The organism is Amycolatopsis sp. NPDC059021 (assembly GCF_042739895.1).
Taxonomy (GTDB): Bacteria; Actinomycetota; Actinomycetes; order Mycobacteriales; family Pseudonocardiaceae; genus Amycolatopsis.
In genome coordinates, this window is sequence record NZ_JBHYIQ010000053.1 from 4,775 (window position 1) to 27,558 (window position 22,784).

A 22,784-nucleotide genomic window follows, 5' to 3' on the forward strand; every position below is an offset into this window, starting at 1 on the left:
CTCACCTCCCCTCTTTTCCCTCTTCTGTTGGTGTTTGTTTTTGTGTCCCTCCTCCTCTTCTTTCCCCACCCCCCCTCAACCCACGGCGTCTCCCCCCACGTCACATCCGGCGACTTCAGTTCCGGGGCCCCTGGTTCCGGCCTACCGCCCGGCCGATGAAGAAGCCGATGAGCAGGCCGACGATGAGGCCGATCGCGATGAAGAAGATGACCGTGGCGGCGGCGATCTTGCCGACCGTGCCGAGGAAGCCCTTGGCCTCGATGTCCTGGGCGACGGCCATGGCCTGGAGTAGCGCGTACTGAGTGCTCATGCGATCACCTCGCTCCGCGACACAGTGTTCGATCCTTTTTGGCGCATGATGTCCATGATTCGCTCGCAAGCTTCGCTCATGAGGCCAGGATGGCATCAGCCGCCGCGCTTCGCCGCGCCGGGAACTGTCGGTGGGTCATGCGAACATATGTTCGTGACGAACGAAGGCCCCATCCTGCACGCCGACCTCGACGCCTTCTACGCGTCGGTCGAGCAGCGTGACGATCCCGGCCTGCGGTCCCGCCCGGTGATCGTGGGCGGGGGCGTCGTGCTGGCCGCCAGTTACGAGGCGAAGGCCTTCGGCGTGCGGACGGCGATGAGCGGCGGCGAGGCCAGGCGGCTGTGCCCGCACGCCATCGTCGTACCGCCCCGGATGTCGGCGTATTCGGCGGCGAGCAAGGCCGTGTTCGCGGTGTTCGAGGCCACGACACCGCTGGTCGAGGGGCTCTCGATCGACGAGGCGTTCCTCGACGTCGGCGGCCTGCTCAAGATCTCGGGCACGCCGAGCGCGATCGCCGCGCGGCTGCGGCGGGAGGTCGCCGAGCGGGTCGGGCTGCCGATCACGGTCGGCGTCGCGCGGACGAAGTTCCTCGCGAAGGTCGCCAGCGGCGTCGCCAAACCGGACGGGCTGCTGGTCGTCCCGCGCGACGGGGAACTGGCCTTCCTGCACCCGCTGCCGGTGGAGCGGCTCTGGGGCGTCGGCAAGGTGAGCGCGGCCAAGCTGCGCGAGCGCGGCATCAAGACCGTCGGCCAGGTCGCCGCGCTGCCGGAGGTGGATCTCACCTCGATGCTCGGCCGCGCCGCCGGGCGGCATCTGCACGCGCTGGCGCACAACCGCGACCCGCGCCCGGTGCAGGTCGGGCGCCGTCGCCGCTCGATCGGTGCCCAACGCGCGCTGGGCCGCCGGGAACGCTCCCCCGCCGAACTCGACGTCATCCTCATCGCGCTGGTCGATCGGCTCACCCGCCGCCTCCGCGCCGCGCGGCGGGTGTGCCGCACCGTCACGCTCCGGATGCGGTTCGCCGATTTCAGCCGGGCGACCCGGTCCCGGACACTGACCGAGGCGACCGACCACACCGAGACGGTGCTGTCCGCGGCGCGCGGCCTGCTGGCCGCGGCCGCGCCCCTGGTCGAGACGCGCGGCCTGACGCTGCTCGGCTTCGCGCTGTCCAATCTCTCCCACGACGACGCGGTCCAGCTGGCGTTGCCGTTCGACCAGCACCAGACCACCGCGCTGGACACCACCCTCGACACCCTCCGTGACCGGTTCGGCCGCACCGCCATCACGCGCGCCGTCCAGCTGGGCCGGGACGAGGGGCCCACGGTGCCGTTGCTGCCCGATTGACCGGCGGTCCGGCCGGAAAAAGTCACCCAAAAAACCCAGGCCGATGTCGAATCCAGCGCGGCGTGTTCGACCTCTTAGTGAGGGAGGCGCACGAAGCGCCCACGGCACCGGAAGGGGAACGGGCCATGAACACGACCACGGTCACCGAGTTGCGGGCCCGGCGGGCACCGGAACCGCCGGTGAGCCACCGGGGGATGGCAATGCTGCGCGCGGTCGGCGCCGGGCGCGCCCAGCTGACACTGAGCCAGGAGCCGGACCTGTTCGTCGACGGCGTCCCGTGCTGCGATCAGTTCACCGCCCACACGCTGGCCCATCAGGGACTGCTGCGTCCGGGACGGCCCGGCGCGGTAGGCCAGCGGGTGCCCGCGGTGCTGACCGCGGCGGGCCGGGCGCTGGTCGCGCCGGGGCACGCGGCGGCCTGAACCCGCTAGAGTCCGGGTGTGCGTGACGTACCGGGCGACGGGAAACGGCTGTCGTACTACCAGTTCGGCAGCACGGCGATCTTCGCCTCCCAGTACGACCAACGGTTCTCCTACTGTCTCCACGTCCCGCGCGGCTATTCCGAGGACGACGATCGCCGGTATCCGCTCGTCGTCGCCGTGCACGGGACGGCCCGTACCGTGCAGACCTGCCGCGACGAGTTCGCCGGGTTCTGCGAGGAGCACGACTGCATCGTGCTCGCTCCCCTGTTCCCCTGCGGTATCGGCGAACCCGGCGAGCTGAGCAACTACAAGTACATCTCCTACCGCGGCATCCGGTACGACCACGTGCTGCTCGCGATGATCGAGGAGATCGCCGGGATCTGGCGCGTCGACGCCGGACGCTTCCTCCTCACCGGTTTCTCCGGCGGCGGCCAGTTCGTCCACCGGTTCACCTATCTGCATCCCGGCAGGCTGCGCGCGGTCTCCATCGGCGCCCCCGGCGTGGTGACGCTGCTCGACGCGGACCACCCGTGGTGGGTCGGCGTCGGCGATCTCGAAGAACGGTTCGGCACGCCCCTCGATCTGGCCGCGTTGCGCCGGGTGGCGGTGCACATGGTCGTCGGCGGCGCGGACACCGACACCTGGGAGATCACGGTGACGCCGGAGAGCCCGCGCTACCAGCCCGGCGCGGACCTGCAGGGCGCGAACCGGATCGACCGCATCACCGCACTGGCCCGCAGTTTCGAACGGCACGGCGTCGCGGTGCGGCTCGAGGTCGTGCCGGGCGCGATCCACGAGCGGGAACCGCTGATCCCGTCGACGCTCGCCTTCTTCCAATCTGTCCTGAGTGGACAGTAGCGGTCAGCCGCGCAGCAGCCCGCGGCGTGCGAGGTTCGCCATCAGCGCCCGCACCCCGAACGTCCACGGCTCGGCGGTCTCGGCGTGTGTCACCGTGTTGACCAGCGTCCCGAGCGCCGGGCAGGCAATCCGCACCACGTCGCCGAGGTGGTGGGTGAATCCACCACCCGGGGTGTCCCGGTCCTCGGTGGGCGCGAACAGGGTCCCGGTGTAGAGCAGGAACCCGTCCGGGTACTGGTGATGCGGCCCGAGCACACTGGCCACCAGCTCCAGCGGGTCACGGCTGATGTGCCGCATCGAACTCGCGCCGTCGAGGACGAACCCGTCCTCGCCCGCGACCCGCAGGCGCAGCTCGGCGGTGCGGACCTCGGCCAGGCCGAAGTGATCGTCGAACAACCGCAGGAACGGCCCGAGCGCGGCGGAAGCGTTGTTGTCCTTGGCCTTCGGCAGCAGCAGCGCGCTACGCCCCTCGACGTCCCGCAGGTTGACGTCGTTGCCGAGGGTGGCGCCGACGATCCGCCCCGCGGAGCTGACCGCGAGCACCACCTCCGGTTCCGGGTTGTTCCAGGTGGACACCGCTGAGACGCCGATGCGCGCGCCGTGGCCGACCGCCGCCAGCAACGGCGCCTTGGTGAACACCTCCGGGTCCGGGCCGATGCCGACCTCCAGGTACTGCGACCACAGCCCCTCGCGTCGCAGCCATTCCTTGGCCGCGGCGGCTTCCGGCGATCCGGGGACCACTGTGGACAGTGTGCCGCCGATGGCGCGCTCGACCTCCGCCCTGACCGCGGCGGCGCGGGCGGGGTCGCCACCCGTCTTCTCCTCGATGACGCGTTCGGTCAAGCTGCCGGCGAAGGTGACCCCAGCCGCCTTGAGCACGTGGAGGTCGGCGGGCGCGAGCAGTCGCGGCACCGCTTCGGGCGGCGTCTCGCCGGACGGCACCGTGGCGAAACTCGCGGCGAGGACGTCCGCCAGCGGCCACGACCGCGCGGCGGGCGCCGTCCTGGCCAGTGCCACCGGATCCGCGGACTCGGTCAGGTCGGCGAGCGTCGGCGTGACGGGTGTGAGGTCGGCGAGCTCGTCGCCCCGCACCGCGACGACGCACGGCCCGCCCTGCCCGGGATCGTGCACGCGTCCGACCAGCGTCGCGCGCCGCGCGTCCTCGGGAAGCGTTTCCCTTGCGGTGACCAGCAATCCGGGTGCCCCTTCGCCGTCCGAGCCGTGCTCAACGTAATCCGATGACGCCACGGGGTCAACGAGGTGGCGGCTCAGCCGAAGTTCATCCCGAACACCGGCGCGGCCGAGCCGGCCGAGACGTAGTCCATCACGACGATGCCGAGCAATGGACGACGCGCGCGGTCCAGCCCGGAGAGATAGCCACTCAGCTTCGGCGCCATCAGATCGGCGGCCTGTTTCGGCCACAGTCCCCAGCCCGACGACGAGGTGAACGTGATGAAGACCTTCTCCGGACTTGACGGCGCACACGCCCGCGCGGCGTCCAAATGGGACGAAACCGCGGGCCATTTCCGGTTGTAGAAGTCGAAAACCGTGCCGATGTCGTAGTCGTCCTCGAGATCGACGAGCCCGCTGTTCCAGCCGATTCCCGGAACCCCGCCGTTGTCGGCCAGCACCACGACCTTGCCCCGCACCTCGCCGAGCCGGGGAACCCGCGCCTCCGTCCATAACAGACCCGGCCAGCGGGACCGGTAGTGCGCGAAGATCGTGCCGAAGTCGGCGTCCGGCACCGTGGAGTACTCCTGCTTCACCCGCATCACGATCGTTTCCCGCGGATGCGCGCGGAGGAAATCCTGGCACTCGTTGAGGATGTCGCCGAAGAAGATGTTCTGGAAGAACTGGCTGTGGTGGATCGCGAAGACCCCGTCGATCGCCCGGCACCGGACATCGAGGAAACGCACCCCGGCGGTCAGCTGCTCGGTGACCGTGAGCGTCTGGCACTGCACGAGCGGCCCGCCGTACCGGGCGCCCGTGTCATGGGTGCCGGGCAAAGAAATGCGCGAGAGGAACGTCTGCGAGTCGACGCCGCTCAGCCAGTCGGCAGCCCCCGGCGCCGCCGACGCTTTCGCGGGCCACGCGCCGAGCGCGATCCCCGTCCCGGCCGCGACCACCGCGCGGGCGAAGGTACGCCTGCTCACCGAACCGCCGATCGGCCCCATCCGCCCACCCCTCCGCCGGAAATTGCGAAATTCGTTCACATTGTGCAGGCGGACGCGCCACCGGACAAGGATCTGCTCCCGGAGGCCGCCTTTGTTGCCCCGAAAGGGCTTACGCGGTCCCTATCAGCGGGAGGGCCCGCACAGGATCAACAGGCGATCCCGATCAGCACCACCGGCAACACGACGTACCCCCAGCGGGCGAGCACGCGGGCGATCGGCGGGCGCGTGGCGAGAAACCGGCCCGCGCCGCACCAACATCAGGAAGACCGCGGCATACGCGACCAGTTCACCGGTTCTCGCGGCGGCGAACACCGGCACGTACACACCGACGTTGTCCCCGCCGTTGGCGGCGGTCACTCCCGCCACGGACAGGATCGCCACCCGATCCACCGATGGCGCGTCGTCCTCGGCGTGACGCCCGCGCCACGCGAGCCACCCGGCGCGGAGGCCGATCAGCAACGCCAGCAGCACGAGATCGTCCACATTGGTCACCGCGAACACACCCGCGGCCGGACCGAGCTGCCCCACACCGCCCCCTCGTACACCACTTCCCGGCGCCCAGGGCAAGGTGACGGGCCCGTCGTCGGGGGGCGTGGATGACGGGCCCGGTCACGCCCCCGGGGTTCCCGCTCACCCCGCGAACGCGGCTCCAGTATAATCGAACTGGTGTTCGATGGTCAACTCGTGGCCGCGTCAGGCGCGTGCGCGCAGGACCGGGAGGAACCGGGCGGCCCGGCGGGCTATCGGCTGGGTTTCGGGGATTCTCAGTGCGACGAGCAGTCCAAAGGAGACGGTGAGACCGACGAGTCCTTCCAGGGGCAGTTTGAGCCACGCTTGGAGAACCGGCCCGAGCGCCGCGGGGACGGCGAAACCGGCGAACACGGCGGCCAGTGCCCCGAGGGCGCTGGCCCCACAGGCGTACAGGATGACGCGCAGGGCGCGTTTGCTGCGCAGGTGCCCCAGCCGCACCCAGAGCCAGATCTGCCCCAGGATGGCGCCGACGAAGTAGGCCGCGGCGTTGACCAGCATCGCGCCGAGCACGATGTGCTCGCCGTCCAGCAGAACGGGGCACAGGAACAGCAACGGGACCTTCACCGCCGTCATGACCAGCATGATCAACGTCGGGGTGCGGGCGTCCTTCATCGCGTAGAACACCCGCAGCTGCAGCATCACCAGCGCGAAGGGCAACAGGCCGAAGGCCGCGATGGCCAGTGTCTGGCCGAGCCGGTCGGCGTTCGCGATGCTGCCGGTGCCCCAGGTGGCGAAGACGACGATGCCGATCGGCGCGCCGACGACGGCGAGCACCCCGGAAACCGGCACGAACACGACGGTGGACAACCGCGCGGCGAAGGACAGATCACCCACGAGCCGCGCGGCGTCACCGTCGGCGGCGGCCCGGCTCATCCGGGGCATGATCGCGGTGAGCAGCGAAACGCCGAGCACGCCGTAGGGAAGCTGGAAGAGCAGCCACGCGTAGGTGTAAGCGGTGACGCCGCCCTCGGTGCCGCGGGTGAGCACCCGGGTCGTGACCACGAAACCGGCCTGGCTGACCGCGACGTAGCCGACGATCCACGCGGCGAGGCCGCCGAACTCCTTCATCCTCGGGTCGAGACCCCACCGCCAGCGGAACCGGAACCCGCTGCGGGCCAGCGCGGGCACCAGTGTCACCGCCTGCACGACGATGCCCAGTGTCACGCCGACGCCGAGGACCAGGAGTTTGGGGTCGCCCATCCGGACGGGATTCAGCGAGATCTCGCCGGGCATCAGCGCGTAGACCGTCAAGGTGACGATCACGACCAGGTTGTTCAGTACCGGCGCCCACGCGGGCGGCCCGAAGACGTTCTTCGCGTTCAGGATCGCCGAGATCAGCGCGAACAAGCCGTAGAAGAGAATCTGCGGCAACAGCAGATAGGCCAGCGCGGTGACGAGTGCCGGATTCGCCTCCGGCGCGGACCGGTCCACGTACAGCGCGGTGAACACCGGCGCGGCCGCGACGGCCAGGACCGTGCCGAGCGCGAGCACCACCAGCGCCATCGTCACCAGCCGCTGCGCGTAGGCCTGCCCGCCGTCCGGATCGTCGTGCGACCGGACCAGCAGCGGGACGATGACGCTCGCCAGCACCCCGCCGAGCAGCAGTTCCACCACGATGTTGGGCAGGGTGTTCGCGATGTTGAACGAGTCGTTCACCGCCCCCGTCCCCGCCACGACGGCCAGCAGGACCTTGCCGAGGAACCCGGTGACCCGGCTGGCCATCGAGGCCACCGCGATCCGGCCGCTGGACCGCGCCAGCGAACGGCCGGGGGCGGGGGTGACCGGCTCGACGCCGAGTTTCGCCGGGAGCCGGGGGATGACCCGGGTGACGAGCTCGTCATAGGGGCGCCCGGCGTCGAGGTCGCGGGTAGGCCACCCGATCGCCGCGCTCGCCGGATAGCGCGGAAGCAGGACCGTTTCCGCGTCGGTGGGGTCCCCGCCGGCGACCGTCCGGTCCCCGCGGTGCTCGTCAGCCATGCCCCTACCCTGCCAGGTGCGAGGCCGCGGGGCGGGGCGCCGACGACGACATCACGGCCGCTGCGCCCACCCCCTCCAGCGAGCAGGAAGCGCCGCGGCCTAAACGGGCCGGGGCGTTTCCGGATCTTCCGGTGAGACCAGGTAGGCGAGCACCAGCTCGGTCGTTTCGGTGGCCCAGGCGGTCCAGGTCAGGCCATCGGACCAGAACCGGCAGGTGGCGGCGCGGTGCACGCAGGAGCCGATCATGGTACGCGCGGCCATCCGGATGACCCGCGCGCGGTCCGGCCGGCGGATCTCCTCGCGGCAGGGGCGGACGGCTTCGACGAAGACGTCCTGGATCGCGGCCAGCGCCTGGAGACCACGCTCGCGCCCCTCGGCGCGCTGGCCGTCGAGCAGTTCGGGGAAGATCCGGTCGTGCCGCGCGAAGGTGCGCGCCAGCGCATGGGCGAACGCGCCGACGACCCCGCTCAGCCCGGGTGCAGGTGAGCGAAGTGCTTCGCCGACGCCGGTTTCCAGCTGTCCGAGCAACTGGTCCTTCACGGCGTACAGCAGCTGATCCTTTCCGGAGAACCGGCGATAGATCGCGCCCACCGACATCCCCGCCTGCTCGGCGACGGCCGCGACGGTGAACTCCTCGATGCCCCGCTCGGCCAGCACGTGCTCGGCGGCGGCCAGCACCTTCTGCAGGGACTCTCGGCTGCGCGCTTGCTGCGGCGGGCGAAAGCCCTGCTCGGCGGATTGCTGACTCACCGGCCGCACGTTACCTCCCGCCGGCAGGCGGGGTCCCGGACCCTCTCCAGATGCGAATGATAACTTGCATTCGCATCTGACCGCTTGAAGGGGTGGAAGCATGGTGAGCATCGAGGTGCGGGGCGCCTACGTCGATTTCCCGATCTTCGACGCCAAGACCCGATCGCTGAAGAAACAGGTACTCGGCAAGGTCGGCGGCAAGATCGGCACCGAGGCCAGGGCCCCGATCATCGAGGCCTTGCGGGACATCACCCTGTCCTTGAGCGAGGGCGATCGGGTCGGCCTCGTCGGGCACAACGGCGCCGGAAAGTCCACGCTGCTGCGGTTGCTGTCGGGCATCTACGAGCCGACACGAGGCAGCACCCGGGTCGTCGGCAGGATCGCGCCCGTGTTCGACCTCGGCGTGGGCCTGGACCCCGAGGTCTCGGGCTACGAGAACATCCTGATCCGGGGCCTGTTCCTCGGCATGTCCCGCAGGCAGATGGAAAACCGGGTCGACGACATCGCGGAGTTCACCGAACTCGGCGACTATCTGCGCCTGCCGCTGCGCACCTACTCCGCCGGTATGCGAGTACGGCTCGCACTCGGCGTGGTGACCACCATCGACCCCGAGATCCTCATCCTCGACGAGGGCCTCGGCGCGATCGACTCGGCGTTCCTCGCCAAGGCACGCGGGCGGCTGGTGGACCTCGCCCGCCGCGCCGGGGTACTGGTGTTCGCCTCGCACGCCGACGAGTTGCTGCGGGAGCTGTGCACTACCGCCCTCTGGATGGACGAGGGCCGGATACGCGGGCACGGCTCACTGGACGAGGTCCTCGCGGCCTACAAGGGTCAGGACCCGCACGAGACCGCCGGGGCGCACTGCCCACCGGGCAACGACAGTCCACAGTAGACAAGCGCGTCCGCCGTTCGCCCGTGACCCGACGAAGGTAGGGCGGCCGTTCGGGGCCTTTTCCCGGCGGCACGGAGCAATCGTCGCGCCGACCCGATCGGGAGGCGGCCGGTTCGCCTTAGCCTGCGATGGTCGGTGCACACGCGCGGGAGGCGTGATGAGGACGGGAACGTGGTTGGCGGCCGTGGCGATGGCGACCGGTGGCCTGGTGGGTGTCACGCCCGCCGCCGAGGCCGACGTGCTGGGTGCGAGCACGCCCGGCGCGATCGAAGGCAGCTACGTCGTGGTGCTGAAGGGAGAATCGGCGCCGAATGAGCTCGCCGCCCGGTACTCGGGAACCGTCGTCCGCACGTTTTCCCATGTCTTCCACGGCTTTTCCACACGGATGACCGCGCACCAGGCGCGACGGCTCGCCGCCGATCCGGCGGTTTCCTACGTCCAGCAGAACCAGCGAGTGAAGGTCACCGGAGACCAGCCCGATCCGCCGTCGTGGGGACTCGACCGGGTCGACCAGCGACGGCTGCCGCTGGACGGCCATTACCGCTATCCCGGCACGGCTTCCGACGTCACCGTGTACGTGGTCGACACCGGGGTGCGGGTCACTCACCAGGACTTCGGCGGGCGCGCCGTATGGGGCACGAACACCGTGGACAACCAGAACGAGGACTGTCACGGGCACGGCACGCACGTGGCAGGCACCGTCGGCGGCCAGCGCTACGGCGTGGCCAAGGGCGTCCGGCTGGTCTCGGCGAAGGTGTTCGACTGCGGTGGCCAGGGCAGCAGCGAGAACGTGGCCGCGGCGCTGGACTGGGTGGTCGCCGACCACAAGCCGGGCCCGGCCGTGGCGAACATGAGCCTCGGCGGCGACGCCCCCGACAAGGTCATCGAGGACGCCGTCCGGCGGACGATCGCCGACGGCGTGGTGGCGGTCGTCGCGGCGGGCAACGAATCCGACGACGCCTGCCGCCATTCGCCGTCCAGGGTGCGCGAGGCGCTGACCGCGGCGTCGAGTGATTCCTCCGACGCCCGCTCGTACTTCTCCAACTACGGCAGCTGTGTCGACCTGTTCGCACCGGGCGAGAGCATCACTTCGGCGTACAACGGCAGCGACACGGACTCGGCCGACCTCTCCGGCACGTCCATGGCGACACCCCATGTGTCCGGCGCGGCGGCGCTGGTGCTCTCCCGCACTCCCACGCTGACCCCGGCTCAGGTCGCGACCGCGCTGGTGAACGACTCCACCAAGAACGTGATCTCCGGCGCGCAGGGCTCGCCGAACCGGCTCCTGATGGTCAATCCCGGGTAGCCCGGAAATTCCCGCGCGTCCGCGGCGGCCGCTCCTTTATGCTGCACGGCAACGCGATGACGGAGACGAGTAGCCGAGGGACCACGCGAGTCCGAGAGAGCCGCCGGTAGCTGCGAAGGCGGTCTCGCGCCCGAGGCGAAGACCCTCCCGAGTGCGGGGAGGAACGGCTTCGGCCCGATGCCCCGCCGGCCGGCCCCCGTGATCGGGCCGCGAACGAGGCCGCCACGCATCGGCGGTGAAAGTGCGGTGGCACCGCGAGTTCCCCTTCTCGCCCGCACTCCCAAGGGATCGCGCACAGCCACTCAGGAGTGTGATGATCCACCGTGTTCTCGCCGCCGACCTGCCCCGGCACGTCGGCGAGCACGTCGAAATCGCCGGCTGGGTACACCGGCGCCGCCCGCTGAAATCCGTGACGTTCCTGGTGATCCGGGACCGCTCCGGGCTCGCGCAGGTGGTCGGGGACCCGGCGGGATTCCCGCGGCTGCCGGAAGAAACCGTGGTGCGCGTGCGTGGCCGGGTGACCGCGAACGCGCAGGCACCCGGCGGCGCCGAGCTCACCGAACCGGCCGTGGTCGCGGGGCCGGAGCCGCTCCGGCCGCCGCCGTTCGACCTTTACCGGCCGGCCATCCCGGCGTCGTTGCCCACGATCCTGGACAACGCGCCCGTCGCGCTGCGGCACCCCTTGCTGAAAGCACGGTTCACGATCGCCGCGGCTAGTGTCGCCGGGTTCCGGGAATCCCTTGCCGCGCAAGGGTTCACCGAGGTGCACACGCCCAAGATCGTCGCCACCGCCACGGAATCCGGCGCGAACGTGTTCGAGATCGGCTTCTTCGGACGTCCCGCGTATCTCGCGCAGTCGCCGCAGTTCTTCAAGCAGGCCCTCGTCGGCGTGTTCGAGCGCGTGTACGAGGTGGGTCCGGTGTTCCGCGCCGAGCCGCACGACACGGCACGGCATCTCGCGCAGTACACGAGCCTGGACGCCGAACTCGGCTTCATCACCGACCATCGTGACGTGATGGCCGTGCTCCGGCAGGTCCTCGCGGGCATGGTCGAGAGCGTCAGTGTCCGCGCCGCCGACGCCGTCGAACTGCTGGGCGCCGAACTGCCCCGGGTCCCCGAGGAGATCCCGGAGATCACGTTCGCCGGCGCGCAGGAACTCCTCGCCCGGCACACCGGCGAGGACCCGCGTGGCGAACCCGACCTGGCGCCCGCACACGAACGCTGGCTGTCCGGCTGGGCCCGGCGTGTCCACGGGTCCGAGTTCCTGTTCGTCACCGGGTATCCGATGGCGAAGCGGCCCTTCTATACGCATCGGGACCCGGCGCAGCCCGCGTACTCACGCAGTTTCGACCTGCTGTTCCGCGGGCTCGAACTGGTCACCGGCGGGCAGCGGCTGCACCACTACCCGGACTACGTCGCGGCTTTGGAAGCGCGAGGCGAGGACCCCGCGGACTACCGCGACTACCTGGCCGCGTTCGCGCACGGGATGCCGCCGCACGGCGGATTCGCCCTCGGGCTCGAGCGGTGGACCGCGCGGCTGACCGGCGACGACAACGTCCGCCGGACGACACTCTTCCCGCGCGATCTGCACCGCCTCACCCCGTGACCGACGGTCCGTGGGGGCCTCCCCAAGGGACCCAGAGTCCCTCAAGGAGGCCCCCACGGACCACCCCCGGCTTGGCAGGCGATTCAGTCGATCGCGGACATCACGTGCTTCACGCGCGTGTAGTCCTCCAGCCCGTACATCGAGAGATCCTTGCCGTAGCCCGAATGCTTGAACCCGCCGTGCGGCATCTCCGCCACGAGCGGGATGTGCGCGTTGATCCAGACGCAGCCGAAGTCGAGCCGCTTCGACATCCGCAGCGCGCGGGCGTGGTCGCGGGTCCACACCGAGGACGCGAGCCCGTACTCGACACTGTTGGCCCACCGGACGGCTTCGTCCTCGTCGGTGAACCGCTGCACGGTGATGACCGGGCCGAAGATCTCGTCGGTCACGATCTCGTCGCCCTGGTTCAGCCCGGAAACCACGGTGGGCGCGTAGAAGTAGCCGCGCTCCCCGACCCTCGTCCCTCCATTGTGGACTTCCGCGTGGCCGGGCAGACGGTCGACGAACCCGGCTACGCGCGCCAGCTGGTCGGCGTTGTTCAGCGGGCCGTACGCGGCTTCGGTGTCCTCGGGACCGCCGGTCCGGGTCGCACGCGCCTGCTCGGTCAGTGCCGCGACGAAGTCGTCGTGCACGCCCGGCGCGGCCAGCACCCGCGTCGCGGCGGTGCAGTCCTGACCCGCGTTGAAGTACCCGGCCTCGGCGATGGCCGCGGCCGCCGCCTCGACGTCGGCGTCGTCGAACACCACGACCGGGGCCTTGCCACCCAGCTCGAGGTGCACGCGCTTGACGTCGGCGGCCGCGGCCCCGGCGACCGCCATCCCGGCACGGACCGAACCGGTGATCGCCGCGAGCTGCGGGATCCGGTGCGAGACCAGCGCGCGCCCGGTGTCGCGGTCGCCGCAGACGACGTTGAACACGCCAGGGGGAAGGAATTCCCCGGCCAGCTCGGCGAGCAGCACAGTGGAGGCCGGGGTGGTGTCGGACGGTTTGAGCACGATCGTGTTCCCCGCCGCGAGCGCGGGGGCGATCTTCCAGATCGCCATCATCAGCGGGTAGTTCCACGGCGTCACCTGCGCGCAGACGCCGATCGGCTCGCGCCGGACGTAGGAAGTGAAGCCCCGCATGTACTCGCCGGCGGATTTGCCCTCCAGTACCCGCGCCGCACCCGCGAAGAACCGCACCTGGTCGACGGCCGCGGTGAGCTCCTCGCTCTTGGTCAGCGCCAGCGGTTTCCCGGTGTCGGCCGACTCCGCCGCGACGAACTCGTCGGCCCGCTTCTCCAGCGCGTCGGCGATCTTCAGCAGCGCGAGCTGACGCTCGGCGGGCGTGGTGTCCCGCCAGGTCTCGAAGGCAGTGGCGGCGGCGGAAACCGCGATGTCCACATCGGACTCGCCGGCGAGCGGCGACGTGGCGTAGGTGGTGCCGGTCGCCGGGTTCACGATGTCGAGGGTGCGTCCGTCGGCGGCGTCGGTGAACTCCCCGTTGATGAAGTTGCGGAAGACTTCCTTGTCACTCACTGGTGTTTTCTCCATGGTCGAAGGGTGCTGCTGGGCGGGGTGCGGTGTCAGTTCTCGGGAACGGTCACCACCCAACGCTCGCCCGTGCGCGGCCGGAGGTAGCACCGCCAGTATCCGGCGGCCAGCAGCACGACCGCGAGCGTGATCACCAGATCGGACGCTTTCTGCTGGGACAGCACGTAAAGCAGGACGACGGCGGTCAGCACCGGCAGCACCGGCCAGCCCCACATCCGCCACGCCGGCGCCTGACGGTGCTGCCCGCGCCGCGCCGCCAGCGTCGCCGCGACGACCCCGAGATAGAGCGCGGCGACCACCACGCTGGTCACCCCGTTGAGCGTGGCGATCGGCACCAGGCACAGCACGGCACCGGAAACGCCGACCACCAGGGTGGCGGGCCACGGCGAAGAAAAACGCGCCCCGATCGTGCCGAGCACGCGGTTCACCCCGTCCGGCCAGGCGCGATCGCGGGCCGAGGCGTAGAGCACGCGCGAGTTCTGGATGACCATCACCACGACCGCGTTGACGATGGCGATCGCGATGGCAAGGCTGACGAACACACCGACCGCCGGGGTGCTCCAGCCGGTCACCATCGCCGCGACGTCACCGGCGGCGAGCGTGGCGGTGTCCGGCGCCCCGAGGACGATCGCGACCACCGGCACGAGCACCACCAGCGCGCCCGCGGCCAGCGTCCACAGCACCGTCCGCACCACGGTCCGGCGCGGGGTGCGCATCTCCTCGGAGAGGTAGATCGCGGTGGTGAAGCCCTGCAGCACGAACAGGGCGACCGCGAGCCCCGCGATGATCGTGACCGGGCCGAGCACGCTCCCCTGCCCCGGCTCGGCCAGCGTCGGCTGGACCAGCACCGACGCGGGACGCTGGGTGTGCGCGAAGCCGAGGAAGGCCACGACCCCGGCGGCGACGACCTCCAGGCACAGGAAGATCCCGGTGATCCAGGCGTTGGCGCGCAGGTTGAGCAGGCCCATCAGGGTGCCCAGCAGCATCACCACGACACCGACGACACGCTTGTCGACGTCGAGAACGGGCGCGAGATAGCCGGCCGTGCCGACCGCGAAGATCGGCGGGATGACCAGGACGACGACGAAGGACAGCGCGAACATCAGCCAGCCGGAAAACCGCCCGGCGACCGTACCCACCATCGCGTACTCGCCGCCCGCGCTCGGCACGAGCGTGCCCATTTCCGCGTAGCAGAAGGCAACCGCGACACACAGCACGCCGGCGAGCACGATCGTCAGCGCGGCGCCGGTGCCGGTGAGCGCGAGCAGCGGCGGGACGACGACGAACAACGAGGACGCCGGGGTCAGGCAGCTGAGCGTCAGCAACGTCCCGCCGAATACGCCGATCGAGCGCGGGAGCCTCCGCGGGCCCGGCTCGGTTCCGGTGTCCGCCGATCCCGCGGCTGTGGAGGTGGAGATGGCCGGAGGAGGGTCGGCTGTCATCGCCATCGGGCGCTCCCATCGATCCGGTCCGACGCAGGTTGTGACGCATGAAACAGCACGGATTCGGCGTCGTCAACCGGCGTTTCGCAACGAAATCCGTCGTCGAAACGCGATCATGCGGCCGGATTTGATGTCCGAACGCGACAGTCACCACGACCATGGGCGGCCAGGCACCATCGGCGGGCGCCCCCTCGGCTCATCCCGCGCGATGCGAAATCCGCAGGGTGCCGCAGCCGGATTCGAGGAATTTTCCCAGTAGCGACACCGGCGATTGCGTAGCGAAAGGGGCGCCGTATAGGTCGTTATACGAACGCATCGAGGGACACCCGGCAACGGCTCGGGCACGTCCGTGAGGGCGTTGCCGAATGCTGTGAAGGCCTCCTTGCCAGCACTGAGCGCCGGCAAGGAGGCCTTCACGGCCCCACAGTCCACAAAGGACTCAAATGCCCTCCGCGAGGCAGCATCGCCCGGTGTCGCGAACGCTCCGTTGGGGACGATGAACGTCCCCAACGCGTCGTTCGCGACAGTCCGCGCCGCCGCAGGTCCCGCGCCCGGGCCTCACATGCCGTGAAGGCCTCCTTCACAGCGCTCACCGCTGTGAAGGAGGCCTTCATGGCCTCACGGTCCGCAGAGGACGCAGCGGCGCGAGCTACCGCCGCGCGGCCGAGGCGATCAGCGCCCGGTCCCGCGCCGAGCCGCCGATCCTGCGGTCGAAACCGACCTTGTGCAGCGGAGCGGCGACGAGCACGACCACGACGATCGCCGAGACCGCCGCCAGCACCATCGCGGCCACGAACCGGGCGGCCTCCGAGGTCGCGCTGCTCAGCACCGCGAACCCGCCGAGCACCAGCGCCACCGGCGTGACGAGCCCGATCAGCACCGGGACGACGGGGATCCGGGTGCCGTCCGGCCGCCGCGAGGAGATCAGCGCCGCGCCCGCGCACACCGCGGCGGCGACGAGCGTGCAGCCGCCGAGCGTGTCGCTGAGCCGGTGCCAGCCGAGCGCGATCGTCGACGCGGACACCCACGCGGCGCCGAACGCACCTGCCAGCAGCACCGGGAGCCGGGCCTTGCGCGGCAGCACGACGGCGATCGCGAACAGCACGGCCATGGCGGCGCTGACGTGCCCGCTGGGGAAGCTGTTGTGGCCGGCGACGCCGAGGCCGTCGCGCATCTCCGGCCGTTCGAGCACGTACAGCTTGAGCAGCTGGGCCAGCGCCAGCGGCGCGGCGAGCAGGAGCAGCGCGGACACGCCCACGGTGAACCGGCGGCGCACCAGCGCCGCCACGACGAGCGCGATCGCGGTGCCGCCGAGGATCACGACGAGGTCGGTCGACCGCAACGGCGTCGCCCAGTCCACAGTGGACTTCGCGATCGAATGGGCGCTGCGGACGACGCCGTTCTCCGCCCGCTGCCCTGCCTCGGTGCGGACGAACAGCAGGTACGCCACCACGAAGGCGATGGCGAACCCCGCCGCGCTCGCCACGAGCACGGCGGTGCGTGACGCGGCCCCCACCGCGAGTGCGTGCCGCGCCGCCGCGGGCCGGGTGGTCAAGGGTGCCTCGAAGAACGTCACTGCCATGTCCCCGAGTCTCGGCTCAGGATTTCGTCGTTCCGTCAGCGTGATGTCATGGTTTTGCTACAAGTTCCCCGCCGGGTTGCTTGAATTCGCACTCACCCCCTCCCTTCGCGAATAATGACCGAGGTGGCGAAGGTGTTGGTGGTCGAGGACGACGCGTCCGTGCGGGAAGGGCTCGAACTGGCCCTGCGCAGGCAGGGACACGAGGTGTACACCGGTGATTCCGGCGAACGCGGCCTCGACGTGCTCAAGGAACAGCAGCCGGACCTGGTGGTCCTCGACCTCATGCTGCCCGGGATGGACGGTTTCGAGACCTGCCGCCGGATGCGCGCGGCGGGCGAGATCCCGATCATCATGCTGACCGCGCGCAGCGACGACTTCGACATCGTCGCCGGGCTCGAAGCCGGTGCCGACGACTATGTGGTCAAACCGGTCGAACCGCGCGTTCTCGACGCCCGGATCCGCGCGGTGCTGCGCCGCGTGGTCAGCGAGCGTGGCGACACCGGCTCCGCGGAACGCCACGGTGACCTGATGATCGACCGCGCCGCCATGGAGGTCTCCAAACGCGGCGAGCGGGTCTCGCTGACCCCGACCGAGCTGAAGCTGCTGCTGGAGCTGTCCCGCACTCCCGGCCAGGTCTACAGCCGCCAGCAGATCCTCTCCGCGGTGTGGGACCACGACTATCTCGGCGACTCGCGGCTCGTCGACGCGTGCGTGCAGCGGCTGCGCGCGAAGATCGAGGACGTGCCGGCCAAACCCGAGCACGTGCAGACCGTGCGCGGGTTCGGCTACCGGTTCGGCCGCTCGTGAAACGTCCCCGGCTGCGGTCGTGGCTGGCCGGGCTGCGGCCCCGGCTGGCCGCCGCGTTCGCGCTGGTGACCATCGTCGGCGCCGCGGCGGCGTCCGGGGCGACCTACGTCACGAGCCGCAACACCATCCTCGAAGGGGTGCAGAACCAGACCATGGACGCCCTGCTCGAAGGGGTCAGGGCGAACATGATCATCCTGAACACGCCGCCCACCCAGAAATCGCTGACCACGTTCGCGAACACGTTGCCGTCCGGGACCGTGGCGGTCTACCGGGACCTCCGCTCCGCCACCGGCCCGCAGCTGAGCGACATCCCGCCGGAACTCCGCGCCGCCGTCGCTTCCGAGAACGTCATCCAGTTCCAGCGGGTCGCGACCCCCAGCGGGCCGCGGTTCACGGTCGGGTTGCCGTTGATGACGAAGGGCGCCGACGGCCGGACCGTCCACAGTGGCGTCGAGGTCTACGCCACAGCGCCCCTGTACCAGCAACAGGCCGCCATCGCCGAACTCGCGACGTCGGCGTGGCAGACCGCCGCGTGGGTCCTGCCGTTCGCGATCGCGCTGGCGCTGCTCGCCGCGCGCCAGGTGCTCCGGCCCGTCCGCGCGCTGAACACGGCGGCGAACCAGCTCGGGCACGGCCAGCTCGACGTCCGGCTCAAGGCCAAGGGCTCCGACGAACTGGCCCAGCTGGTCACCACGTTCAACAACACCGCGGCGGAGCTGGAACGCACGGTCGGCACGCTGCGGGCGATGGAGGCCGACGCTCGCCGGTTCGTCGCCGACGTCTCGCACGAGCTACGGACTCCGCTGGCCGCGATGAACGCCGTCACCGACGTGCTCGACGAGGACGCCGGACAGCTGCCCGCCGACACCGCGGTGGCCGCCCGCCTGGTGTCCGCCGAGACGAAGCGGCTGACCCGGCTGGTGCAGGATCTGGTCGAGATCTCCCGCTTCGACGCGGGCCGCGCGGAGCTCCGGCTGGAGGAATGGGATCTGGCCACCGCGGTCACCGACTGCCTCGCGGCGCGGGGCTGGCAGGTGGGCGAGGACCTGGTCGCCGACCTGCCGGACGGGCTCACCGCGACGCTGGACCGGCGGCGGTTCGACATCGTCGTGGCCAACCTCGTCGGCAACGCGCTGCGGCACGGCGCTCCGCCGGTCGAGATCCGGCTGCGGTCCGAAGTGGACAGTTCGAGCCGCGAGTTCGTGGTGCTCACCGTCACCGACCACGGTCCCGGCATCCCCGAGGAGACGCTTCCCCGGGTATTCGACCGGTTCACCAAGGCCGACACGTCCCGCGCGCGGTCCGAGGGCAGCGGGCTCGGATTGTCGATCGCGCGCGAGAACGCCCGGCTGCACGGCGGCGACATCACCGCGTCGAACACTTCGGCCGGGGCCCGGTTCACCCTGTGGCTGCCCCGGCACGCGGCGACGGGAGCATCGTCATGAAGCCTTTCGCGAAGCTGTGCGCACTCGCGCTCTTGACGCTGACCGCGGCGTGCGGGGTGCAGCCGACCGGCGGCGCCGTCCCGGCGGGCCCGGCACCGACGCTGCCCACCCCCGGAGCCGAGTCGGGCACGCTGATCCTGTACTTCGTCCTCGACGGCCACCCGGCCGCGGTGGTCCGCTCGGTGGGTGGCCCGGTGTCGGTCAACACGGCGCTCTCGATCCTGTTGCGGGGCCCCGACCCGGACGATCGTATTCGCGGGTACAGCACCGAACTGCCACCGCCGGGTCCGGGCCTGATCGGCAGTGATCCCAGTTCGGACCGGATGGTGATCAGCGTGCCCTTCGCGGTGACGACGCTGTCGTCCACCGCGGTCAACCAGCTGGTCTGCACCGCGGCCATCGCGGCGAAACAGGCCAGGCCACCGAGCTACTACGGGACCGACGTCACCGTGATCGGGCCGGACGGCCAGATCGCTTCGCGCGGCTGTCTGTCCTGACCGCCGGAAACCCGCTCACCACGTACTCGGCCGCCCGCGTCACGACGTCCGCCAGCGGTTCGCCACCGGCATAGGCCCCGAGTCCGCTCTGCAGCGCGCCCATCACCGCGCCGGTCAGCGTCGCCGCGAGCGCCTCGGTGAGCACGTCGGGGTAGACCTTGTGCAACATGCGGGCCCAGCCGTCGGCGAAGACGGCGTTGCGCAGCAGGAAACCCGCGCGCAGCGCGGGAACCGACCCGATGAGCCGGGCACGGACCGCGGTCAGCGGGTCGTCGAGCGGGAAGCTCCACACCGGCGCCGTCGCGAGCGCCCGCACGGTGCGCGGCACGAGTTCCGCGATCGGTTCCGAATCGTCCGCGGTGGCGAAGACCTCGTGCAGCACTTCGTCGTACAGGTGCTGATCGGCGAAGACGACGTCCTCCTTCGTGGCGAAGTAGTTGAAGAACGTCGCGGGGGAAACACCGGCCGCCCCGGCGATGTCGGCGACGGTGGTCTGCTCGTAGCCGTGCTCGTCGAACAACCGCAGCGCCGCCCCGATGAGCGAACGCCGGGTCTGTTCCTTCTTCGCCTCGCGCAGTCCCGCCATACCGGTCAGGTTACTACAGTCACTCTAAACTTAGAGAGACTCTAAGTTTATGCTAGCGTCGTGGCCATGACAGAACGAGTGCGCTGCTGCGTCGCCGGGGGCGGCCCGGCGGGCGTCATGCTGGGGCTGCTGCTCGCGCGAGCCGGCGTCGACGTCGTGGTACTGGAGAAACACCGGGACTTCCTGCGTGATTTCCGCGGCGACACCGTCCATCCCTCCACCCTGCGGTTACTCGACGAGTTGGGGCTGGGCGAGCGGTTCGCCCGGCTGCCCCGCGGGATCCTCGAACAAATGCACCTGCGGCTCGGCGGCGCCGAGATCGCCGAGGTCACGGTGGCCGACTTCCGCCGGATTCCCGGGCGCCACAAGCACATCGCGATGGTCCCGCAGGCGGACCTGCTCGGCCTGCTCGCCGAGGCCGGGCGCGCCGAACCGGCCTTCGACCTGCGGATGGGCTGCTCCGTCGTCGACCTGCTGCGCGAGGGCGGCCGGGTCACCGGCGTGCGCTACCGCGATCAGGACGGCGAACTCCACGAGCTGCACGCGACGCTCACGGTCGGCTGCGACGGCCGCTGGTCGACCGTGCGCGAGGCGATGGGCCTGCGGCTGCGCGAGCTCGACGTGCCGATGGACGTCTGGCAGGTCCGGGTACCGAAGGGCCCGGATCCCCAGCAGGACAAGGGCGTCTTCGGCCGGTTCGGCGGCGGGCACGCCGCGGTCACGATGGACCGCGACGACTACTACCAGACGTCGTACCTGATCCCGAAGGGCCAGGATGCCTTGCTGCGCAAGGAAAAACTGGCGGACTTCCGGGAACGGATCGGCGGGCTGTTCGGCTGGGACGCCGGGCAGCTGGCCGCGATCGAGTCGTGGGACGACGTGAAGTTCCTCGACGTGCGGATGGGACGGCTGGACCGCTGGCACGTCGACGGCGCATTGTGCATCGGGGACGCGGCCCATCCGATGTCGCCGGTGGGCGGGGTCGGCGTCAACCTCGCCATGCAGGACGCCGTCGCGACCGCCACACTGCTCGCCGGGCCGTTGCTGCGCGGCCGGGTCACCACCCGCGAGCTGGCCGCCGTCCGGCGGCGCCGGTGGCTGCCGATGGCCGCGGTCCAGCGGTCGCAGGCGGGCGAACACGCGATGATCATCAAACCCGCCCTCGACGGCACCCTCGACGGAAACCGGCTGCCTCTGCCACTGCGTCTGCTGCGCCGGACGCCGTTCCTGGCCAGGCTCACCGCCTACCTGGGCGGAATCGGGCTCCGGCCCGAGCACGCGCCGCCGTTCGCGCGGCGTCCGGCGTCTCCTGTGGACAGTCCTTTGTAGATCAAACCGGCTCGGCGCCGGTCAGCTCGGCGCTCGCGGCCCACAGGTGGGCGGCGATCTCGGGGTCGCCCAGGTTGTCCCAGGCCGGTTCGAGCCGCGGCTCGCCACGCAGGCCGAACACCCGGGGACCCCACAGCTGCCCGCCGGTCACCGCCGGGTCGAGGACCGCCCTGACCGCGGGCCACGCGGCGGCTTCCTTGCCCTGCACGAAAAGCGCGAGAGGCAGGCCGCGCAGCCGCTCCCCCGTCGTCCGCGCGTGCACCGGCGGACGCGGCGGGGTGAGCGAGTCGAGCGCGCCACCGGGATGGCACACCACACTCGACGTCGTGCTCTCGGCCGCGCGCAGGCGCCGGTCGAGTTCGAGGCCGAAGAGCATCTGCGCGAGTTTCGACCGCGCGTACGTGCGTTTCGGCCGGTAATCCCGCGTGCTCTGGAGGTCGTCGAGGTCCAGGTGCTCCGACTTGGCCGCGAAGCTTCCGGTGGTGACGATCCGCGCTCCGGGCGCGGCCGACAGCAACGGCATGAGCCACCCGGTCAGCGCGAAGTGCCCGAGGTGGTTGGTGCCGAACATCATTTCGTGGCCGTCCCCGGTTTCCCGGCGCGGCGGGGCGTCGAGCATCACCCCGGCGTTGAGGACGACCGCGTCGAGGCGCTCCAGCGCGTCCGCGGTGGCCTTGAGCGACGACAGCTCGGCGAGGTCGAGCCGGACGTGCCGGATCCGCGCGCCGGGCACGCGTGCCTCGATCGACGCACGCGCGGTCTCGGCCTTCGCCGCGTCGCGGCTGCCGAGCACGACGGTGGCCCCGGTGCCCGCGAGCTGTTCCGCGACGAAATACCCGATCCCCGCGTTGCCCCCGGTGACCAGGAAGGTCTTTCCCTCGGCGCGGGGCAGCCGCCGTACGTCCCATGTCATGACGCCAGGCTGCCATAATGACTCCGAAGTCGCAATCATTCCGATTTCGGAGTCACTCTCGGATCGGGTAGAGTACGGACATGACACCTGGTCGGCGGGAGCGCAAGAAGGCCGCCACCCGCAAGGCACTGTCCGATGCGGCGCTGAAGCTGTTCCTGGCGCGCGGGTTCGACAACGTCACGGTGGCGGAGATCGCCGACGCCGCGGACACGGCGGTGTCGACCCTGTTCGCGCACTTCCCCGGCGGCAAGGAAGCCCTCGTCCTCGGCGACGGCGGCGAACGCGAAGCGGCGCTGACGGCGGCTGTCCGGGAGCGCGCGGAAGGGACGTCGATCCTCGACGCGCTGCGCGACTTCCTGGCCACTCGCGGTCCGTTCGACCCCGACCCGGGGGCGGGCTTGGGGCGGCGGGCGGTACGCGGGGGCGCCCCCCCCCCCGCGCGGGCCCCCGCGCGGGGGGTGTGGGGGGCGCACGCACCGCC

At 70.8% G+C, this 22,784-nt stretch carries 22 protein-coding genes; 11 read left to right on the forward strand and 11 right to left on the reverse strand.

Annotated features, from left to right (window positions below; all coding sequences use genetic code 11):
- Window positions 1-115: 115 nt before the first annotated feature.
- The gene (locus tag ACFWX1_RS27910) at window positions 116-310 is read right to left on the reverse strand and encodes a hypothetical protein (protein ID WP_378392192.1); all 195 of its coding nucleotides are present in this window, start codon (window positions 308-310) and stop codon (window positions 116-118) included.
- Window positions 311-457: 147 nt separating this feature from the next.
- On the opposite strand from ACFWX1_RS27910, the gene dinB reads away from it, so the two are divergent.
- From dinB to ACFWX1_RS27925, 3 genes are all read left to right on the forward strand, one after another.
- Entirely contained in the window at window positions 458-1,654 is a 1,197-nt protein-coding gene (gene dinB / locus ACFWX1_RS27915) for a DNA polymerase IV (protein ID WP_378392194.1), read from the forward strand.
- Between the two features lie 125 nt (window positions 1,655-1,779).
- Window positions 1,780-2,076: a hypothetical protein gene (locus ACFWX1_RS27920; RefSeq protein ID WP_378392196.1), complete on the forward strand. Its 297-nt coding sequence runs from the start codon at window positions 1,780-1,782 to the stop codon at window positions 2,074-2,076.
- Between the two features lie 18 nt (window positions 2,077-2,094).
- Window positions 2,095-2,934, forward strand: coding sequence for an alpha/beta hydrolase (locus ACFWX1_RS27925; RefSeq protein WP_378392198.1), 840 nt, complete (start codon window positions 2,095-2,097; stop codon window positions 2,932-2,934).
- A gap of 3 nt (window positions 2,935-2,937) precedes the next feature.
- Here the strand turns inward: ACFWX1_RS27925 and ACFWX1_RS27930 are convergent, their stop codons facing one another.
- The 5 genes from ACFWX1_RS27930 to ACFWX1_RS27950 form a co-directional block, all read right to left on the reverse strand.
- Entirely contained in the window at window positions 2,938-4,182 is a 1,245-nt protein-coding gene (locus ACFWX1_RS27930; RefSeq protein WP_378392200.1) for a fumarylacetoacetate hydrolase family protein, read from the reverse strand.
- A 20-nt stretch (window positions 4,183-4,202) separates the two neighbouring features.
- Window positions 4,203-5,108 (reverse strand): phosphatidylinositol-specific phospholipase C, encoded by a 906-nt coding sequence (locus ACFWX1_RS27935; RefSeq protein ID WP_378392202.1) that lies wholly within the window; start codon window positions 5,106-5,108, stop codon window positions 4,203-4,205.
- Between the two features lie 123 nt (window positions 5,109-5,231).
- The gene (locus tag ACFWX1_RS27940) at window positions 5,232-5,636 is read right to left on the reverse strand and encodes a hypothetical protein (RefSeq protein ID WP_378392204.1); all 405 of its coding nucleotides are present in this window, start codon (window positions 5,634-5,636) and stop codon (window positions 5,232-5,234) included.
- A 165-nt stretch (window positions 5,637-5,801) separates the two neighbouring features.
- Window positions 5,802-7,616 (reverse strand): murein biosynthesis integral membrane protein MurJ, encoded by a 1,815-nt coding sequence (gene murJ / locus ACFWX1_RS27945; protein ID WP_378392206.1) that lies wholly within the window; start codon window positions 7,614-7,616, stop codon window positions 5,802-5,804.
- Between the two features lie 99 nt (window positions 7,617-7,715).
- The gene (locus tag ACFWX1_RS27950) at window positions 7,716-8,366 is read right to left on the reverse strand and encodes a TetR/AcrR family transcriptional regulator (protein ID WP_378392208.1); all 651 of its coding nucleotides are present in this window, start codon (window positions 8,364-8,366) and stop codon (window positions 7,716-7,718) included.
- 100 nt (window positions 8,367-8,466) lie between these two features.
- On the opposite strand from ACFWX1_RS27950, the gene ACFWX1_RS27955 reads away from it, so the two are divergent.
- The 3 genes from ACFWX1_RS27955 to aspS all read left to right on the forward strand — a co-directional run bounded on the left by ACFWX1_RS27955 (window position 8,467) and on the right by aspS (window position 12,170).
- Window positions 8,467-9,258 (forward strand): ABC transporter ATP-binding protein, encoded by a 792-nt coding sequence (locus tag ACFWX1_RS27955; RefSeq protein WP_378392210.1) that lies wholly within the window; start codon window positions 8,467-8,469, stop codon window positions 9,256-9,258.
- Between the two features lie 157 nt (window positions 9,259-9,415).
- Window positions 9,416-10,564 (forward strand): S8 family peptidase, encoded by a 1,149-nt coding sequence (locus ACFWX1_RS27960; protein ID WP_378392212.1) that lies wholly within the window; start codon window positions 9,416-9,418, stop codon window positions 10,562-10,564.
- Window positions 10,565-10,877: 313 nt separating this feature from the next.
- Entirely contained in the window at window positions 10,878-12,170 is a 1,293-nt protein-coding gene (gene aspS, locus ACFWX1_RS27965) for an aspartate--tRNA(Asn) ligase (RefSeq protein ID WP_378392214.1), read from the forward strand.
- Between the two features lie 83 nt (window positions 12,171-12,253).
- Here the strand turns inward: aspS and ACFWX1_RS27970 are convergent, their stop codons facing one another.
- The 3 genes from ACFWX1_RS27970 to ACFWX1_RS27980 all read right to left on the reverse strand — a co-directional run bounded on the left by ACFWX1_RS27970 (window position 12,254) and on the right by ACFWX1_RS27980 (window position 16,726).
- Window positions 12,254-13,702 carry a gamma-aminobutyraldehyde dehydrogenase gene (locus ACFWX1_RS27970; protein WP_378392216.1) on the reverse strand — a complete coding sequence of 483 codons (1,449 nt, stop codon included), beginning with the start codon at window positions 13,700-13,702 and terminating at the stop codon, window positions 12,254-12,256.
- A 32-nt stretch (window positions 13,703-13,734) separates the two neighbouring features.
- The gene (locus ACFWX1_RS27975; protein WP_378392218.1) at window positions 13,735-15,150 is read right to left on the reverse strand and encodes an APC family permease; all 1,416 of its coding nucleotides are present in this window, start codon (window positions 15,148-15,150) and stop codon (window positions 13,735-13,737) included.
- Window positions 15,151-15,793: 643 nt separating this feature from the next.
- A complete protein-coding gene (locus tag ACFWX1_RS27980; protein ID WP_378392220.1) occupies window positions 15,794-16,726 on the reverse strand; it encodes a phosphatase PAP2 family protein in 933 nt (310 codons plus the stop codon).
- A 123-nt stretch (window positions 16,727-16,849) separates the two neighbouring features.
- Here ACFWX1_RS27980 and ACFWX1_RS27985 point away from each other — a divergent pair, with 123 nt between their 5' ends.
- The 3 genes from ACFWX1_RS27985 to ACFWX1_RS27995 are packed head-to-tail and all read left to right on the forward strand — an operon-like array spanning window position 16,850 to window position 19,475.
- The gene (locus ACFWX1_RS27985) at window positions 16,850-17,533 is read left to right on the forward strand and encodes a response regulator (RefSeq protein ID WP_378392222.1); all 684 of its coding nucleotides are present in this window, start codon (window positions 16,850-16,852) and stop codon (window positions 17,531-17,533) included.
- Window positions 17,530-18,978 carry an ATP-binding protein gene (locus ACFWX1_RS27990; RefSeq protein WP_378392224.1) on the forward strand — a complete coding sequence of 483 codons (1,449 nt, stop codon included), beginning with the start codon at window positions 17,530-17,532 and terminating at the stop codon, window positions 18,976-18,978. The genes ACFWX1_RS27985 and ACFWX1_RS27990 overlap by 4 nt, the downstream gene beginning before the upstream one ends.
- Window positions 18,975-19,475 carry a hypothetical protein gene (locus ACFWX1_RS27995; RefSeq protein ID WP_378392226.1) on the forward strand — a complete coding sequence of 167 codons (501 nt, stop codon included), beginning with the start codon at window positions 18,975-18,977 and terminating at the stop codon, window positions 19,473-19,475. Before ACFWX1_RS27990 ends, ACFWX1_RS27995 begins: the two co-directional genes overlap by 4 nt.
- Here ACFWX1_RS27995 and ACFWX1_RS28000 read toward each other — a convergent pair.
- Window positions 19,423-20,061: a TetR/AcrR family transcriptional regulator gene (locus ACFWX1_RS28000; RefSeq protein WP_378392228.1), complete on the reverse strand. Its 639-nt coding sequence runs from the start codon at window positions 20,059-20,061 to the stop codon at window positions 19,423-19,425. The genes ACFWX1_RS27995 and ACFWX1_RS28000 overlap by 53 nt on opposite strands.
- Before the next feature lie 66 nt (window positions 20,062-20,127).
- Here ACFWX1_RS28000 and ACFWX1_RS28005 point away from each other — a divergent pair, with 66 nt between their 5' ends.
- On the forward strand, window positions 20,128-21,390 hold the full coding sequence (locus tag ACFWX1_RS28005; protein WP_378392230.1) for an FAD-dependent oxidoreductase: 1,263 nt from the start codon (window positions 20,128-20,130) through the stop codon (window positions 21,388-21,390).
- A 1-nt stretch (window position 21,391) separates the two neighbouring features.
- Here ACFWX1_RS28005 and ACFWX1_RS28010 read toward each other — a convergent pair whose 3' ends face one another.
- The gene (locus tag ACFWX1_RS28010; RefSeq protein WP_378392232.1) at window positions 21,392-22,303 is read right to left on the reverse strand and encodes an SDR family NAD(P)-dependent oxidoreductase; all 912 of its coding nucleotides are present in this window, start codon (window positions 22,301-22,303) and stop codon (window positions 21,392-21,394) included.
- An 80-nt stretch (window positions 22,304-22,383) separates the two neighbouring features.
- Between ACFWX1_RS28010 and ACFWX1_RS28015 the strand changes: the two genes are divergently transcribed.
- Window positions 22,384-22,784: TetR/AcrR family transcriptional regulator (locus ACFWX1_RS28015; protein WP_378392234.1), on the forward strand; the 401-nt coding region annotated here is incomplete at its 3' end.